Source organism: Gemmatimonadaceae bacterium (assembly GCA_036496605.1).
GTDB lineage: Bacteria > Gemmatimonadota > Gemmatimonadetes > Gemmatimonadales > Gemmatimonadaceae > AG2.
The window spans coordinates 165,055-179,525 of sequence record DASXKV010000025.1; the positions used below are offsets into that span (position 1 = coordinate 165,055).

Below are 14,471 nucleotides of genomic sequence, written 5' to 3' on the forward strand. Positions count from 1 at the left end.
TCCGGTGCCGCCGGGCGCACACGCGAGAGACTGCTAGCCGTCGGAAGCGAGCGCGCCGAGAAAAGAGCTGGTCCAATGGTGCACATCGTTGGCGCGAATGGACGCGCGCAGCGCCGACAGCCGCCGGCGCCGCTCGGCGCGATCCATCGTTAGGGCGCGGTGCATCGTGTCGGCCACGGCATCGGCATCATACGGGTTCACAAGTAGCGCGTCGGTGAGCTCGTCGGCGGCACCGGCAAATTCGCTGAGCACGAGCACCCCACTTTCGTCGCTGCGGCATGCGACGAACTCCTTCGCGACGAGATTCATGCCATCGCGGAGCGGTGTGACAAGCATGACATCCGCTGCGCGGTACAGGGCGAGGAGCGTCGTTTCCGTCAGCCGCCGATAGACGTATTGGACCGGCGTCCACGTCGGCGTCGCGAAGCGCCCGTTGATTCGTCCAACCCGTGCGTCGACCTCGCGCCGCAACCGCCGATACGCGCGCACGCGCGTTCGGGTGGGGACCGCGATCTGCATGAGCTGTACGCGGCCACGCCATCCGGGATGCTTGATGAGCAGACGCTCAAAGGCCACGAGCCGGCGGAGAATCCCCTTGCTGTAGTCGAGCCGGTCGATACCCACCAGTAAGCGTTGCGTTGGGGATCGCAGATTCAACACGGCTGCCGTCACCGCGCGCGCCGCGGCCCGCTCCTCGAGATCGGCCGCCTCGACGCCGATCGGGAAGATGCCGAGATGAACGCGGCGATCCTCATACGCGACTGTTGCATCCGCGTCCATCTCGATCCCAAGCAGACGACGCAGGGCCGCCGTGAAATGGCCTCGCCACCGCCGTGTATGAAAGCCAACGACGTCCGCGCCAAGCAGACCTTCGACGAGCCAGCGCCGGGTCGGCAGGGCAAAGAAGATCTCGGGGTTGGGAAACGGCACGTGGAGAAAGAACCCGATGCGCGCCGTGGGCAACCTGTTGCGAAGCAGCGCCGGCAACCGCATCAGGTGATAGTCGTGGATCCAGATCAGATCCCCCGGCCGGTGCAGCGCTGCGACGGCGTCCGCAAATCGCTGGTTGACCGTTTCGTAAACGTCCCACTTGCCCACGTGCAAGGGCAGCTGATCGAGCCGGTCATGGCAGATGGGCCAGAGCACGGCGTTGCAGAGCCGATCGTAGTATGACCGCGCCTCTCGTGCGGTGAGCGCCACTGGCACGATGCGCATTGCCGCGAGTTGACGCCCGATCTCATCGCGGACGACCGGCTCGAGGTTCTGGAGATCACCTGGCCATCCCACCCAAACGCTTTCGGCGCGTGCGTGAGGAGCGCGCAAGCCCGCGGCCAGGCCGCCGACGCTTCGCTGCACCTCGACACCGCGAGCGTCCGTCGTCAGCGTCACCGGCAATCTGTTGGAGACGATGATCAGTCGCGCTTGTGTCTCCGCCGTCGGGGAACGCACAGTCGGCGCGTACCCGACGTCGGGAGAACGGGAAAACGTGTCAGGCATGAGTCTCTCACCTCGTCAGGTTCCATGTAGCTGGACCGCACCACACTCGGAACGGGCCAGCTCGATGGTCGTAATTTATATTGATATCAATGTGTTAGCTACCCGTGTCTCTTCTTCGCGTTGGGCGCGCCCCGTCGCACTGGCCGACGGTCTCGTCGCCGGTGCGGACTTAGAACCGGGCGCGTAGCCCGAGCAGAAACTGACCGTCGTTATCGCTCGGTGCCCCGCGCGAACGCGACTCGCTGTCATAGCGGTCCCGAAGCGTCGCGGTCAGTGAAACGGCGGACGTGATCGCCGCCTCGAGCGACGTCGTTGCGTCGACCGTGTATCGCGTGGCGGCGTGCTCGACCGCCGGCTGATAGAAGGTCACGTGCGACACATACAGCGTCGGCGTCAGTTGTCGGCGGTAGCGGAAGCGCCATGACCAACGCGTGCGTGTGGCGATCCGCGCGGAACTGTCAGGCGGCTCCAGGGCGACGGTGCGCTCCGTGAGCAACGCGAGACTGATGCTGAGGTCATCGCGATTCTTGTGCAGCAGCGTGCGCTTCGCGCCCAAACCGGCGCTGGTACGGAGCGCGATGCGCTGCTGAAAGCTCGACTCGCCACCGGCCAGGATGAAGGGGCTGTATCGGTCGAACGGGCGGTAATCGGCTCCCAGGGTTACTTCGTTCGATCTGGCGGTGACCTGTCGCGGACCGTTGTCCTCCCGGTCGTCGGCGTAGCCGAAACGCATCGTCGCGCGAACGGAAAATGACGAATCCGTGTGACCCATCTCGACCTCGGAGGAGACGACACGGGTGTGCGCGGCGCCGTACCAGACGTTGGCGCTGAGTTGCGCCGAGCGTTGCCAGCCGATGGTCGCCTGCGCGTCGAGCCGCGCGCCGCCGCCGACGAGAGTGAGTGCGGCGAGACTGGCGGCGACGCGACGACGGTGGCGCCTAACGATCACGATCCCCTCCGGCGTGAAGCGCTCGGTGTGTCCGGGATTCCCGACGCGTCGCCGAGCTCGGCACTTGGCTCGCTCGCCTCGTCTCGCGGTGCTACGAGATCGAGCACGTCTTCGTACGCATTCCGCTCGAGCCGATCGATCCGTGCGTCGACGCTCGCGATCAACTGTTCGTACGCGCCGCGGCGCACGAGGCCCTCGTGCAAGCGCGTCGTGAGCAACGCTTTCTCGGCCATGAGAAGTTGCCTAACGGCCTGGTTGGCTTCCTCGCGCACCAGCTCGTGCTGGTGGAGATGCACGGCGTCGAGCCGCTCGCGCCATTCGGCTTTACGACGTGCGAGCCGCTCACGGAGCGCTTCGACCAAGCGCGGTGCCGCGCTGTGCGCCGCCAACATGCGATCCAGCTCGCCGATGCCCGCATCCGAGACGCTGACCTGCGCGCGCGCAACGTCGTACGTGAGGCGGGCATCCTCGGCCGAGCCCAGCCCCAACCAGTGGAGCACCGCCGGCAGTGTGAGGCCCTGCACGAGCAGCGACAGAATCACGACCCCGTACGTCATCGTCACGAGCAGGTCGCGGTGGGGAAAATCGGTGGCGAGCACCAGCGCGAGCACCATCGACAGGGCGCCCCGGATGCCGCCCCAACTCAACACCACGCCCCACGACACCGGCAATCGCTCGTTGGAGCGCCGCAGGAGCAGCGTCACGAGGGCGACAACGCCGCCTCGCACGAGGATGACGGCGATGTACGCGACGAGAATCTGTCGCCACGATGACGCCAGCGCCGAGAAATGCACTTCGAACCCGATCAGCAGGAAAATGATCGAGTTCAGTGCGAAAGCGACGTAGTCCCAGAAGGTATTCACGGCCACTCGCGTCGATGCCGACATCCCGATCTCGCGGCCGTAGTTGCCACAAACCATGCCGGCGGCGACGGTGGCGATCACGCCAGAGAAATGCAATTGTTCTCCGATCACGAAGGCGCCGTAGGCCGCAATCGTGGTGATCGTGATCTCGATCATCGCGTCGTCGACGTGCCGCGTGAGGCGCGAGGCGGCAAAACCAACGGCTGCGCCGATAAGGGCGCCGCCACCGACGATCGAGACGAACTGGATGACGAGCGCAAGCGGCGAGGTCGTGCCGCCGCCGACGTACGCAAGCAGCAGCGTGAGCAAGACGATCGAGGTGCCGTCGTTCAAAAGGCTCTCGCCTTCGACGAGAGTGGTGAGGCGTCTCGGCGCGTTGAATCTCTTGAAGAGACCGACGACGGCGATCGGATCGGTGGCGGCGACGAGCGCGCCGAACACGAGTCCGTAGCCGATCGCGAAGGACGGCTCGAGGTCCAGCGTCCGAATGACAACCGTGACAAGTGCGCCCGTTAGGCAGATCGCCACGAGGACACCAGGGACGGCGAGGGAGCCGACCGCGATCCGGTTGCGCCACACCTCGCGGCCGTCGAGGTTGAAAGCAGCCTCGAACAGCAGGCCCGGCAAGAAGAGCGCGAATAGCAGATCCTTCGTGAGATGCGGCGCTTCCACGATGCGGAAGGCGCCCAGCACCAGTCCCACGGCGACGAGCGCGACCGGGTATGGCACGCGAAGCCGCCGCACGCCGATCGCGACCGCCGTGGCAATCGAGAAGAGCAGGATGAACGAGTTCTCGGTGGTCACCGCGGAGAGCGTGGCACGTCGGGCGGCGTATATGACGCCTTGGTGCGTTCCTCCGTCTCGTTATGCGTCGCCCCATCCACGTGCTGCACGCGAAACGCCGGCGCGCGGTAGCGGGATGCGAGCTGGCCGGCCGGGATCGTCGTTTCGTTGCCATCGCGCAACGCGGTGTAATGCGGCGACATGATTTCCACTCCACCCTCGTTGAATGCTTCCTGGATGTTCTGGTGGAGGTATGAATAAATCACCGCCATGAGCTCCGGCCGGCTGGTGTACGCGTTCAACTCGTAGCTCACGTAGAAGTCGTCAAGGCCGGTTTGAAGAACGAATGGCGCCGGCTCAGCGAGCACGTGCTCGGTGCGCCGCGCTCCCTCGATGAGCAGTTCATGCACGCGCCGCCATGGCGCGTCATAGCCGATGGTGACCGAGGTATGCAGGATAAGCCCCTGGTCCGAAAGTGTCGTGAAATTCACCACCTGGCTCGACAAGACCGCGCCGTTGGGGATCGTCACCGCCTCGTTCTTGATCGTGCGCAGCCGCGTGACAAGGAGCGTCTTCTCCGTCACGTCGCCAACGGTTCCGCCAATCTGTACTCGGTCGCCAAGTTGAAACGCCCGCGTGTACGTGAGGACAATGCCGGCGACCATGTTGCCGACGGCGCCCGATGAGCCGAGCGAGAAGAGGACGCCGAGAAAAATCGATACACCCTTGAACGCATCGGAGCTTGCACCAGGCAGATAGGGGTAAAGCACGATCGCGGCGAATGCGAGAATGAGGACCCGCAGGATCTTGTATGTCGGTTCGGCCCAATCCGCGTAGAAACCTCCGAGCTGAATCGAGCCATTGCCGATGGCCCCGAATATCAGATGGACGAATGCGAGCACATAACGAGTAATGACGACGCCAGCCGCGAGATAGAACAGATTCGGCAGAAAGTCGACAAAGGCGAACCAGGCGACGGCGAACGGTCGGATGGCGTAGCCGATGATCCGTTGCGAGAAGGGCGCCGTCCAGGGAAAGAAGCTCAGGACGAGAGGGATGTAGACATAAAGCAGCAGCAGCGTCAGGACGACGCGCAGCGTGCGCGCCACGCCAATGAGCAGTGATGAAAGTCGTCCCGCCGAGAGGAGCTCGAAGTCCTGGATGTGGAGGAGGGGCAGCCGAACGCGGCGCAGAGCCTCGATCCGAACGTAGAGCCTCGAGAACCCCATCGAGAGCAGCTGCAACAGCACGAGCAAGGCGATCGTGGCCGCAATCGCGTAGCCCGCGTCCTCGAGCAGCGCCCGCGCGCTCGTGCGCGCTGCCGCGCCGCTCACCGCTGACCGCAGACGTGTCGCATAGCGCCGAGCAAGCTCACCACGGGGAATCCCCAGGGGTCGCGCGTCGTCGTCCAAAACCGTCATCACAACAACATCCCCAACCGAGAGCTCGCTGTATGTTTCGCGGTCGGTAACCCGGATCGAGTCCCCCCGAGCGACTCCCGCCGCGATTTGCCCGAGGCGGGCCGCTATCGCCGCCGCTCGCGTCTCGGCGGAAAAAGGGCCGAGTCCGCCGTACAAGTGGAAGAGGGTGTCGGTCGCAAAGACGACGGGTGCGCCCTGCCTGCTGCTATCGGCCGCGTTCCGACGAGGGACGGTCGCCCGCGCCGAGTCCTGCTGCGCAGCCGCGATCGTGGCGAATGAAACGAGCGTAACGAATGCGAACATGCCTGGCGCCAGAGCGCGGCGCCTCAGGAGCAAACACATGCCGCCTCCTAGTCATCCAACAACGTCGAACGTGAATGTGGCAAATGTTGTCGCTCCCAAACTCTCGCGGCCTCTCACGAGCCGTTAGGCGACGCGACGATTGGAACTGGCGCCGACGCCACGTGGACCGTCGTCGTCGGAAACGCGAATGACGTACCCGCCGCCTCCACGACGTCCATGAATTGCAGGAGCACGCCCTGCCGTATGCCCTGAAATTCGCTCCAATCGGACGTCTTGAACCAAGCCATGACTTGAACGTCGAGCGACGACGCCGCCAGCTCACTGAATCGTACCACGACCGCATCCGGCCAGACCTTTGGATGCTCGCGCAACACGCGCTCGAAGCCGGCGAGCACTTCACGCATCTGGGCGGCGGTCGTCTCGTACACGAGTCCGATGACGGTGGCCAGACGCAGCCGGTCACGGGCGCTGAAGGACTCGAGCCGCATATCGGCGAGGCGGCCGTTCGGCAGTGTGATCACCGTACGGTCGAGCGTGCGGAAGCGCGTGGATCGCAGGCCGATCGCCTCCACCGTTCCGACAAAGTCCTCGACCTTGACGAAGTCACCCTCGCAAAATGGGCGATCGACTCCGAGGGAGAACGCGCCAAACAGGTTCTCCACGGTTTTTTGCGCGGCGAGGGCGACCGCGAGACCGCCGATGCCGAGGCCAGCGATGAGACTCGCCACGGGATAGCCGAGCAGGGAGAGCATGGCGACGAGGCCGATGGCTGCCACCGCTATTTTGCCGACGCGCGCTCCGAGCGGCACCAGGTTGCGCGACGCCGATCCGCTCCGTGCCCACCGCGTGCGGATCATGAACTCGCGAGCGACGTCGACGAAGCGCCAGAGCGCCCAGAAGAAGGCGAGCAACAGCACGCCCTTCAGAAGCCGCTGCGCCCCCCCGTACGCCGACGGCGGGAGGTCGAGCCACGGTACGAGCAGAGCCGCGGCGAGCACGGTGCAGCCCAACCTGAGCGGACCACTCAGGCGCGCGACCAACACGTCATCGAGATCCGAGGTCGTGCGTCTGGTGACCCGCACGAGGAGGGCGCGCAGGACTTGGCCGAGCAACGCTCCGCTGGCGAGCGATACGACGGCAACGACGAGGAGGGCCGCCCACTGCCACCAGAGTACGCCGAAGGGTCCAGCGCCAAGCAACAGTGACGGTAGATGAGCAGTCCATCGATCGAGAACGGTCGGTGGGGCCTGGAGGAGCGCGAACGCGGCGACGCTCATCGACTGGTAATGTGCATAGACATCAATATACTTCAGAGAGTCGCAAGCTCGGAATGTCACGGTGAGGCCGTGGAACGTGCGCATACTGATCGTAGGTGCGGGGATCGCTGGGCCAACGCTTGCGTACTGGCTCCGGCAGTACGGCTTCACCCCGACGCTTATCGAGCAGGCACCGGCGCCGCGCATCGGCGGCTACGTGATCGACTTCTGGGGTATCGGCTACGATGTCGCCGAGTCGATGGGGATTCGGCCTCTCCTCGAGCGGGACGCCTATCGGATCGACGAAGTACGGCTCGTCGATTCCACCGGAAAGCGAATCGCCGGCTTCGATGCGGAGGTCTTTCGCGCGGTGGCAGGAAGTCATTTTCTCAGCCTGCCGCGGGGTGACCTTGCGCGTCGCCTCTATGAGAGCGTCGACGGCTGCATCGAGACGATGTTCGACCAGACCATCACGGGCATCGATCAGGACTCGCGCGGCGTCACGGTTGCCTTCGAGCATGGCAAGCCGCGCCAGTTCGAGCTCGTCATCGGCGCCGATGGTCTTCACTCGCAGGTCCGTCGCGTCGCGTTCGACGAGGCGATGCAATGCGAGCGATTCCTTGGGTACTACACGGCGGCCTTCAGCGCGACCGATTATCCGCACCGCGACGAGCGGGCCTATGTGTGCTACACGATTCCCGGGGCGCAGGTGGCTCGTTATGCGCTCCGTGACGACCGTTCGGCGTTCTTCTTCATCTTCGCTCAGCCCGAGCCATTGGGCAGAGCACATGATCTCCTCGAGCAGAAGCACCTTCTCCAAGAGCGGTTCGCCGGTCGTGGCTGGGAATGCGACGAGATCCTTCACGCGTTGGACGGCTCGAACGATCTCTACTTCGACGCCGTCGCACAGACGCGTCTGAGCCGGTGGTGCGCGGGGCGTGTCGCGCTCGTGGGCGACGCGGCATATGCTCCATCGCTGCTCGCGGGGCAGGGGGCGGCGCTCGCCATGGCGGGCGCCTACGTCCTCGCGAACGCGCTCCATCGAGCCGCGGGCGACCATGAGATCGCGTTCGCCGAATATCAGAAACGGTTCAAGCCGTTCGTCGATGCAAAGCGGCGGGCCGCGGCAGGGTTTGGCTGGTGGTTCGCGCCGCGAACGAGGCTCGGGCTCTGTCTCCGTAACCTAACGACGCGAGTGATGGATCTCCCGTTCGTTGCCCATCGCATCGCCGCGCGCACTCTGGGAGATCGATTCACGTTGCCGGGGTGAGCCCGTCATCGCGTCGGTGCGTCGACGGTCGACCTGATAGCCAATGCACGTCCGCGGTACGTGCCGCCGCATGGTTTATGCATTGACATCAATGCGCAAGCAACCGGCGCCTGCGCGTGGCGATTGCAGTACTGCGGGCCGCGCTGGCCGCCGCGGACGCGGTGACTGTGCCAAGCGCAGCAGCGTGCCGCGCAGACAACTCTCCTCGGAGATTCGCACATGTTCAATTGGTCGACCTCGACGCGTCACGGCCGCCGTCGTGCGGCGCTGATGACGATCGTTGTCGTCACCGCGTGCGGTGGCAACGCCAACAATCGCGCAACGGCAGCAGGACAAAGCACGAGTACTCCCGCGACTCCGACGAGCGGAACGAGCTCGGCGCGGACCACGACCTCGCCCTCGACCGCCCCGACCGGCAAGATCTGGGACGTCAAGATGCTCGGCGACGCCTCGGGCTATCGCTTCGATCCCGCGACGCTGACGATCAAGGTTGGCGATGCGGTGCGGTGGACGGTCGTTTCCGGGCCGCCACACAACGTGACGTTTTGGCAAGACAGTATCCCAACCGGTGGCTCGACTCAGCTCCAGTCCGACATGCCACAGACCATCGGACCGCTCACGGGACCGCTGCTCAACACGCCCAACGAGACCTATACGATCCCGTTCGTCAAGGTCCCGGCGGGCACCTACCGCTATTACTGTACGCCTCATCTCGCGTTAGGCATGAGAGGCAAGCTCACGATAGGGCCATGACACGGACCTGATGTGATCATGAAAGTACGGAGTCTCCAGATACTGAACTGCTGCAGCAGCCGACGACGGCCCTCCGCGGCAGGATCGTCGTACGTTCATGTCAATGCAATCGTTCGTTCTGATCGCGTCCGAGCCACATTAAGCAAAATTGACGTCTCCGCTGTCGACCGCGAAGTACATTGCAAAACCCCGGTGCGCATCCCGCGTACTCGAGCGAGTACGGACGCCCGCGAGCAAGCGACAAGCGATGATTGAGATCTCGCGAAGAACTCCGAATGGAATGGCGGACCTTGGCCGTGACGGAGCCAGGACGGAAACACCCGTACTCATCGTGAGCAGGGATTACGACACGCGCACCATCTTCGCCACGGCCCTACGGCGTGCGGGCTATACCGTTCGTGAACTGGCAGACCCCGATCAGGTCGTGGCTGCAGCCCGCGGTTGCGCTATCGTTGTAACGGACTTTCCAACCGCGACAGCATCGGGCGAGACCGTGACCTCCTCGCTTCGAAAGGATCCGCTGACACGGAACGTCACGATTCTGAACGCGACGACGCATGTGTGGGCCGACGAGCTCACCGAGGCGAACATCGCTGGCGTCGACGCGACGCTGATTCTACCGGCGTTTCCGGAGCGGCTCGTCGAGTGCGTGCGTCGCTTATTCGCGGCCGATGGCGAGCGGCCTGCACCGCCTTGCGAGCGGCGCCGGATGTGATCTCCGCTTGCGAAATCGTTCGACGTCAACGATTCTGTGCGCGTGAAGACATCGGCCGCCGCGCACCTCCGCTCCCTCGACACCTCGGATTCGGTCAGCAAAGAAGTTGCCGAGGCCCTGCAAAATGTCCGCGCGTTGGTGGAGGGGCTCAGCAAGTCGGCGCAAGGTGTCGAGAGTAGAACCGGCGTAACCAACGCGCAACTCTTCCTCCTTCAGCAGATTCGCACGGGCCGCCATCTCACCGTGAATGATCTGGCCGCGCGCGCGCTGACGACGCAGAGCACGGTCTCGATCGTGCTCAGTCGGCTGGAGCGCAAGGGTCTGGTGAAGCGCACCCGATCGCCGGTCGACCGACGGAGTGTCGTGCTTCAGCTCACCGCGACGGGCAAGCGAGTGCTGCGTCGCGCGCCACGTGCCGCGACGAGTGAGGTGATGGGCGCATTGGCGCGGTTGACCACGGCGGAGCTCCATGCACTTTCGCATGGCCTTCGGGCGCTCGGTCGAGAGCTTGGCCTGGCAGTCAAACCACCGTCGATGCTGTTCGAGGAAGACGGGCGCCGCCAAACGCCAGCACAGGGCACGAAAGGTCAAACGCGCAGAAAGCGGGCGTGACGCGACCGTGCCTCACGACCGCGGTTAGCTCCGTGACCGATCCTCGGCTCGCCATTTGTCTTATACATAGTCGTCAATATACTTCAGGGCACTCGGCGGTCACCAACTACTGCGCGCCCAGACAGCACTGCGCCTAACCACGCTGACGAATCGTTGAGTGGCTTGCCTCCATCAGGTTCCGTGAGTTTGCGCTGATGGCTGCCGACGAGGATCCATCCAGGCGCTTGCGCGCGCTGCAGCGTACGGCCAGACACGTCATCGTCGACGGTGCGCTCTGGCTGGTATTTGAGCTACCTCCGCTGTACGACCGCAGGCAGAGACCTTCACTCGTTTTCGAAAGTGAGACAGCCATTCGTCGTGTGCGGGATTATCCGGCGAATTGGCGCTCGCTTCGCGATGATGAGCTGTTCGCGCTGAGTTGGAATATCTGAGGGTCGATGGGCTTCGCGTTAGGCGCCTGGCGAGCGAATACTGAATCGGTGTTGGCGCGCTCAGCCCCTCGATTTGATCGGCGCCTCGAATAGGATGGACCTTCTCGCTCGAGCAGCTCGGCTCGCCACAGGTCCTCGGCACGCCGGCTGATCGCCTGTCTGGGAAATCGCTCGTCGCTGAACGACGACGCGCCGTTGTTCAGCCCAGTCCGATCGCATGAAGATTCCGGTGCGACGTCGGTTTCCAGAAATCGGTGCTGTTGCCCCCGAATTGGAGCACTCTATGCATACGCACCTCGACCCGGTCTACCAGTCTAGTCGTCGTCATCGGAGGTGCAAAATGAAATGGCAGTATATAACGACGTTGGCCGCAGTGGTCGTCATCGGCGCCTGCAGTGAGAATCCGACGGCACCAACCAAGCGCGCCGTGCCCAGTCCGTCGATGCAAGGGATCGGCGGCACCGGCATCAAGGTCGACATCGTTCCCACCGTGACGCTCCCGCTAGGACTCGGCGGTACGATCAACATCCATCAGGCGGTCGTCACCAACTTCGCGTTGGTCGAGAATACGGTCGGCCAGATCGTCGGGCTCGATGTTACGGGAACGCTATCCGGAACCACGGTGGACGTTCTCGGTGGCGTTGTTGGAGTGAATGCCGACCCCTTCACGGCCGAGGCCAGCATAACGAGCTCGGGAATGGGGCAGTGCAACCTTGTCACACTCGACCTGTCGAGCCTCAACCTGAACGTCCTCGGACTCGTCAGCGGTACGGTGCCGCTGAACATTACGGCGAAGGGGTCCGGCGCCGTTGGCAGCTTGCTGTGCAATCTTGGCAATGCGCTCAGCGGCCTCGCATCTGGTGGCACAGCCAGCCCCAACGCCCAGAGCCTCGTGAACTCACTCAACGGCGCAATCGGCGGCTGACGTAGTGACCTCCACGACTGACCGATCTTTCGTCGGTCAGTGGCGCCGCCACGTCGCTCCTTCTTTGGGAAGTTGGAGCCGACGAGCGGCGCTTGGGACTCCGGATGATTCGCCTCGCGCTCAGAACAGATTCACTCTGCCGGTAGCCAAATCATAGGTTCCCGCGATGACCTTGAGGCGCGCGTTATCGGTAGCGCTGCGGATAACAGTTGAGGAAGTACGCAACAGGTCTGCCTGCAAACGGGCGTTGCCGTTGATTGCCTCGTCGAGGTTTCCGTTCGAACGCTCCACAGCGGGACGGATATGCGCATACAGCGAGCTGATTTGCCCAGGCGCGTCGTCGCTTTTCATTGCCGCTTTCACCGCGCCGCAGCCGGTGTGGCCAAGGACCAGGAGCGCGCGCACTCCAAGCACCGCGACCCCATACTCGAGACTCGCAATGATCTCGGCGGTCGCGAAGTTTCCCGCGATTCGTGTCACAAAGATGTGACCGATCGTTTGATCGAATATCAGCTCGACGGGTACGCGAGAGTCAGCGCACGCGAGGACCGCCGCAAATGGAGTCTGCTTGTCGACCGTATGCTGTTTGAGAACACTCAAGTCGTGCTCGATCGACGTCAATTGATTGGCGGCGAATCGCTGATTACCGGCCAACAGCTCCTGAATCGCCTCGTCGGGTGACAAAGGCGCGAGTGCAGCGCCGAATGCGGGTGTTCGCCAACGCGCGGGTGGCGCCGTCGAGGCGATCAATGCAGTGACCATCGCGTGCTGCAGAAACTCGCGGCGGCTGCCCATGCTGTAGAACTCTCACCAAGCAGCGACGTCTCACCATAGGCCGTTCGTCCAAGCACCGGCCGGCCGGGTGCGCACCCATGACGGCCTTTGTCTAGGGAATGTGGCCCTCGGCTGCTTGCCGACTCGCCCAGAGGATCTCGTAGGTCTGTTGCTGCTCGTACTTGCGCTGTACCCGCGCGACGCGCTCAACGAGCTGTTCAAAATCCTGGGCAGACAGAAAGTCGCAGACTGGTCGCAAGCGGTGCGAAATCTCGCGCTTCAACTGTTCCACCTGATCCACTTGGGAGCCGTGCGGCATCGTGCGCTCCGGGAACGAGGAGGCGTCGCCAGAAGCGCCCAGCGCAAGAACGTGCTTGCGGGCTGGTGTCAGTAAACCCCGCTACGCTTGTTTCAACCTATGCGGGGTGTCCCCTCAGCGTAAGTGTACGATTCCGCACACGCCAACTCACTGCTTCGATATCAAGCAGGCCCGTCCGAGCGGATACCGGTCAGTGGCTGAGCGGTTGAGACAGGCCGCCGTAGCTATTCCGAATGATCTGGTAGCAGGCGCAAGCCGCCTCTTCGAGACCCTCGCGATCGATGATCTTCACGCGGCCATGCGTGTACTCGATGAGCCCGGCCTTCTGCAACATGCTGGCGGCAACCGTAACACCCGCGCGACGGACACCGAGCATGAGAGAAAGAAATTCGTGCGTCAGTGGGAACTCATCGGCGGCTACTCGGTCGTGCGTCATCAGCAACCAGCGCGCGCAACGCTCTTCAATAGAATGAGCCCGGTTGCATGCCGACGACTGGGAGACCTGGCTCATATAGCTTTGCGCGTAACGAAGGAAGAGTCCACGCAATGCGGCGCTGTCCGCGACTGCCTTCTGAAATGCCGCTGCGGTCACGCGCACTCCGCCGTCGGCCACCTGAATGATCGCCTTCGCTGGCTCACGATCGACGCCGAAGAGCAAAGGGAGCCCGACAAACCCTTCGCTTCCCACGGTGCCCACTTCCACGCTCGTGCCATCGCCGACCGGTGCAATGATGGACGCAACGCCACGAATGAGAAACAGCACGTGTGTGATTGGACCATTGGCTTCGTAGAGAACGGTACGAAGCTTCAGATCGACCTTCTCAGCGTCTTCGAGGAGCTCTGAATACTCCTCGGCATCGAGCGCACTGAGCAAGGAATTGCGCCATGGCTCGGTCGATCCGGACGACCTGGATTGCATGCAAGTCTCCTGAGTCTGCCATGCGAGAGAACTGGAATCCAGTCTGACGGCAGGAGGGAGGGACTCGCCTTAATCCGGAGGCCTGATGTCGAAAGCTGATGTGCGCGTCGCGCCGACGTGCGTCTTCACGCTGACGCAAGGTAGCGGCGAACGCGCCTGAAAATGAGGAAATCCCGGATTGTACGAACGGCATCCGCGCGAAAGAAAATTGTACGCAAACGTACGAATCGCCATCCTTAAACGCATGGCGGATATGCTGTTGCGCTGCTCATGGAAAACGAGTACGATGACAACGTCTCCCCTGCAGTTTGAATCGACCTGTCTATTGTGGAGCCGTTCAGATGGAATCGGTTCGATCCGGGAACGATGTCGCGGGCATTTCGCGTGAGAAGCCCAATCTCAGCGCGGAGGGAGTAGCTGTTCTCCACGCTGCCTTGGCAGAAGAGCTCGCGGATCGCGATGTCACTTCATCGGCTGCTCTGAAGGCGGCGCTGAGCCAGCTCTGTGACGAGGCGAAGGCAAAGTATTGGCCCCCCGAGGTGCTCCTGATCGCGTTCAAGACGGCGCTCGAAACGGTTCCTGCAGTGCGACGCCTAACGCGGGGGCCGGACCGTGACGAGTTCGTGGCTCGCCTCGTATCGCTGTGCATCGAACAGTATTTCCGCGATACGAGTCGTTAGG

15 protein-coding genes are annotated in these 14,471 nt (G+C 63.4%); 7 read left to right on the forward strand and 8 right to left on the reverse strand.

Annotated elements, in window-relative coordinates:
• Positions 1-33 precede the first annotated feature (33 nt).
• From VGH98_08985 to VGH98_09005, 5 genes are all read right to left on the reverse strand, one after another.
• Positions 34-1,497, reverse strand: coding sequence for a bifunctional alpha,alpha-trehalose-phosphate synthase (UDP-forming)/trehalose-phosphatase (locus VGH98_08985; protein HEY2376094.1), 1,464 nt, complete (start codon positions 1,495-1,497; stop codon positions 34-36).
• 169 nt (positions 1,498-1,666) lie between these two features.
• Positions 1,667-2,446 (reverse strand): DUF481 domain-containing protein, encoded by a 780-nt coding sequence (locus VGH98_08990; protein ID HEY2376095.1) that lies wholly within the window; start codon positions 2,444-2,446, stop codon positions 1,667-1,669.
• Complete coding sequence (locus tag VGH98_08995) at positions 2,443-4,113, reverse strand: Na+/H+ antiporter (protein HEY2376096.1); 1,671 nt, start codon at positions 4,111-4,113, stop codon at positions 2,443-2,445. The genes VGH98_08990 and VGH98_08995 overlap by 4 nt, the downstream gene beginning before the upstream one ends.
• A complete protein-coding gene (locus VGH98_09000) occupies positions 4,110-5,816 on the reverse strand; it encodes a mechanosensitive ion channel family protein (GenBank protein ID HEY2376097.1) in 1,707 nt (568 codons plus the stop codon). The genes VGH98_08995 and VGH98_09000 overlap by 4 nt, the downstream gene beginning before the upstream one ends.
• A 113-nt stretch (positions 5,817-5,929) precedes the next feature.
• Positions 5,930-7,093, reverse strand: a complete 1,164-nt coding sequence (locus VGH98_09005) for a mechanosensitive ion channel family protein (GenBank protein HEY2376098.1) — start codon at positions 7,091-7,093, stop codon at positions 5,930-5,932.
• Between the two features lie 76 nt (positions 7,094-7,169).
• On the opposite strand from VGH98_09005, the gene VGH98_09010 reads away from it, so the two are divergent.
• The 6 genes from VGH98_09010 (at position 7,170) to VGH98_09035 (ending at position 11,778) form a co-directional block, all read left to right on the forward strand.
• A complete protein-coding gene (locus tag VGH98_09010; protein ID HEY2376099.1) occupies positions 7,170-8,342 on the forward strand; it encodes an FAD-binding domain in 1,173 nt (390 codons plus the stop codon).
• A gap of 219 nt (positions 8,343-8,561) precedes the next feature.
• Positions 8,562-9,095: a plastocyanin/azurin family copper-binding protein gene (locus tag VGH98_09015; GenBank protein ID HEY2376100.1), complete on the forward strand. Its 534-nt coding sequence runs from the start codon at positions 8,562-8,564 to the stop codon at positions 9,093-9,095.
• 247 nt (positions 9,096-9,342) lie between these two features.
• Positions 9,343-9,810, forward strand: coding sequence for a hypothetical protein (locus VGH98_09020; protein ID HEY2376101.1), 468 nt, complete (start codon positions 9,343-9,345; stop codon positions 9,808-9,810).
• Between the two features lie 42 nt (positions 9,811-9,852).
• Complete coding sequence (locus VGH98_09025; protein HEY2376102.1) at positions 9,853-10,422, forward strand: MarR family transcriptional regulator; 570 nt, start codon at positions 9,853-9,855, stop codon at positions 10,420-10,422.
• A gap of 194 nt (positions 10,423-10,616) precedes the next feature.
• Positions 10,617-10,853 (forward strand): hypothetical protein, encoded by a 237-nt coding sequence (locus tag VGH98_09030; GenBank protein ID HEY2376103.1) that lies wholly within the window; start codon positions 10,617-10,619, stop codon positions 10,851-10,853.
• Between the two features lie 340 nt (positions 10,854-11,193).
• Positions 11,194-11,778 (forward strand): hypothetical protein, encoded by a 585-nt coding sequence (locus VGH98_09035; protein ID HEY2376104.1) that lies wholly within the window; start codon positions 11,194-11,196, stop codon positions 11,776-11,778.
• A gap of 120 nt (positions 11,779-11,898) precedes the next feature.
• Here the strand turns inward: VGH98_09035 and VGH98_09040 are convergent, their stop codons facing one another.
• From VGH98_09040 to VGH98_09050, 3 genes are all read right to left on the reverse strand, one after another.
• Positions 11,899-12,573, reverse strand: coding sequence for a carbonic anhydrase (locus tag VGH98_09040; GenBank protein HEY2376105.1), 675 nt, complete (start codon positions 12,571-12,573; stop codon positions 11,899-11,901).
• 91 nt (positions 12,574-12,664) lie between these two features.
• Positions 12,665-12,871 (reverse strand): hypothetical protein, encoded by a 207-nt coding sequence (locus VGH98_09045; protein HEY2376106.1) that lies wholly within the window; start codon positions 12,869-12,871, stop codon positions 12,665-12,667.
• A 190-nt stretch (positions 12,872-13,061) separates the two neighbouring features.
• A complete protein-coding gene (locus tag VGH98_09050; GenBank protein ID HEY2376107.1) occupies positions 13,062-13,790 on the reverse strand; it encodes a Crp/Fnr family transcriptional regulator in 729 nt (242 codons plus the stop codon).
• A gap of 341 nt (positions 13,791-14,131) precedes the next feature.
• Here VGH98_09050 and VGH98_09055 point away from each other — a divergent pair, with 341 nt between their 5' ends.
• Positions 14,132-14,470 carry a hypothetical protein gene (locus tag VGH98_09055; protein HEY2376108.1) on the forward strand — a complete coding sequence of 113 codons (339 nt, stop codon included), beginning with the start codon at positions 14,132-14,134 and terminating at the stop codon, positions 14,468-14,470.
• Position 14,471 lies beyond the last annotated feature (1 nt).

What these genes read in the sequence shown, in the direction of transcription:
- VGH98_08985 (HEY2376094.1), bottom strand. Translation starts at nt 1,497, where the DNA reads ATGCCTGACACGTTTTCCCGTTCTCCCGACGTCGGGTACGCGCCGACT.
- VGH98_09000 (HEY2376097.1), bottom strand. Translation starts at nt 5,816, where the DNA reads ATGTTCGCATTCGTTACGCTCGTTTCATTCGCCACGATCGCGGCTGCG.
- VGH98_09005 (HEY2376098.1), bottom strand. Translation starts at nt 7,093, where the DNA reads ATGAGCGTCGCCGCGTTCGCGCTCCTCCAGGCCCCACCGACCGTTCTC.
- VGH98_09015 (HEY2376100.1), top strand. Translation starts at nt 8,562, where the DNA reads ATGTTCAATTGGTCGACCTCGACGCGTCACGGCCGCCGTCGTGCGGCG.
- VGH98_09020 (HEY2376101.1), top strand. Translation starts at nt 9,343, where the DNA reads ATGATTGAGATCTCGCGAAGAACTCCGAATGGAATGGCGGACCTTGGC.
- VGH98_09030 (HEY2376103.1), top strand. Translation starts at nt 10,617, where the DNA reads ATGGCTGCCGACGAGGATCCATCCAGGCGCTTGCGCGCGCTGCAGCGT.
- VGH98_09035 (HEY2376104.1), top strand. Translation starts at nt 11,194, where the DNA reads ATGAAATGGCAGTATATAACGACGTTGGCCGCAGTGGTCGTCATCGGC.
- VGH98_09040 (HEY2376105.1), bottom strand. Translation starts at nt 12,573, where the DNA reads ATGGGCAGCCGCCGCGAGTTTCTGCAGCACGCGATGGTCACTGCATTG.
- VGH98_09045 (HEY2376106.1), bottom strand. Translation starts at nt 12,871, where the DNA reads ATGCCGCACGGCTCCCAAGTGGATCAGGTGGAACAGTTGAAGCGCGAG.
- VGH98_09050 (HEY2376107.1), bottom strand. Translation starts at nt 13,790, where the DNA reads ATGCAATCCAGGTCGTCCGGATCGACCGAGCCATGGCGCAATTCCTTG.
- VGH98_09055 (HEY2376108.1), top strand. Translation starts at nt 14,132, where the DNA reads ATGGAATCGGTTCGATCCGGGAACGATGTCGCGGGCATTTCGCGTGAG.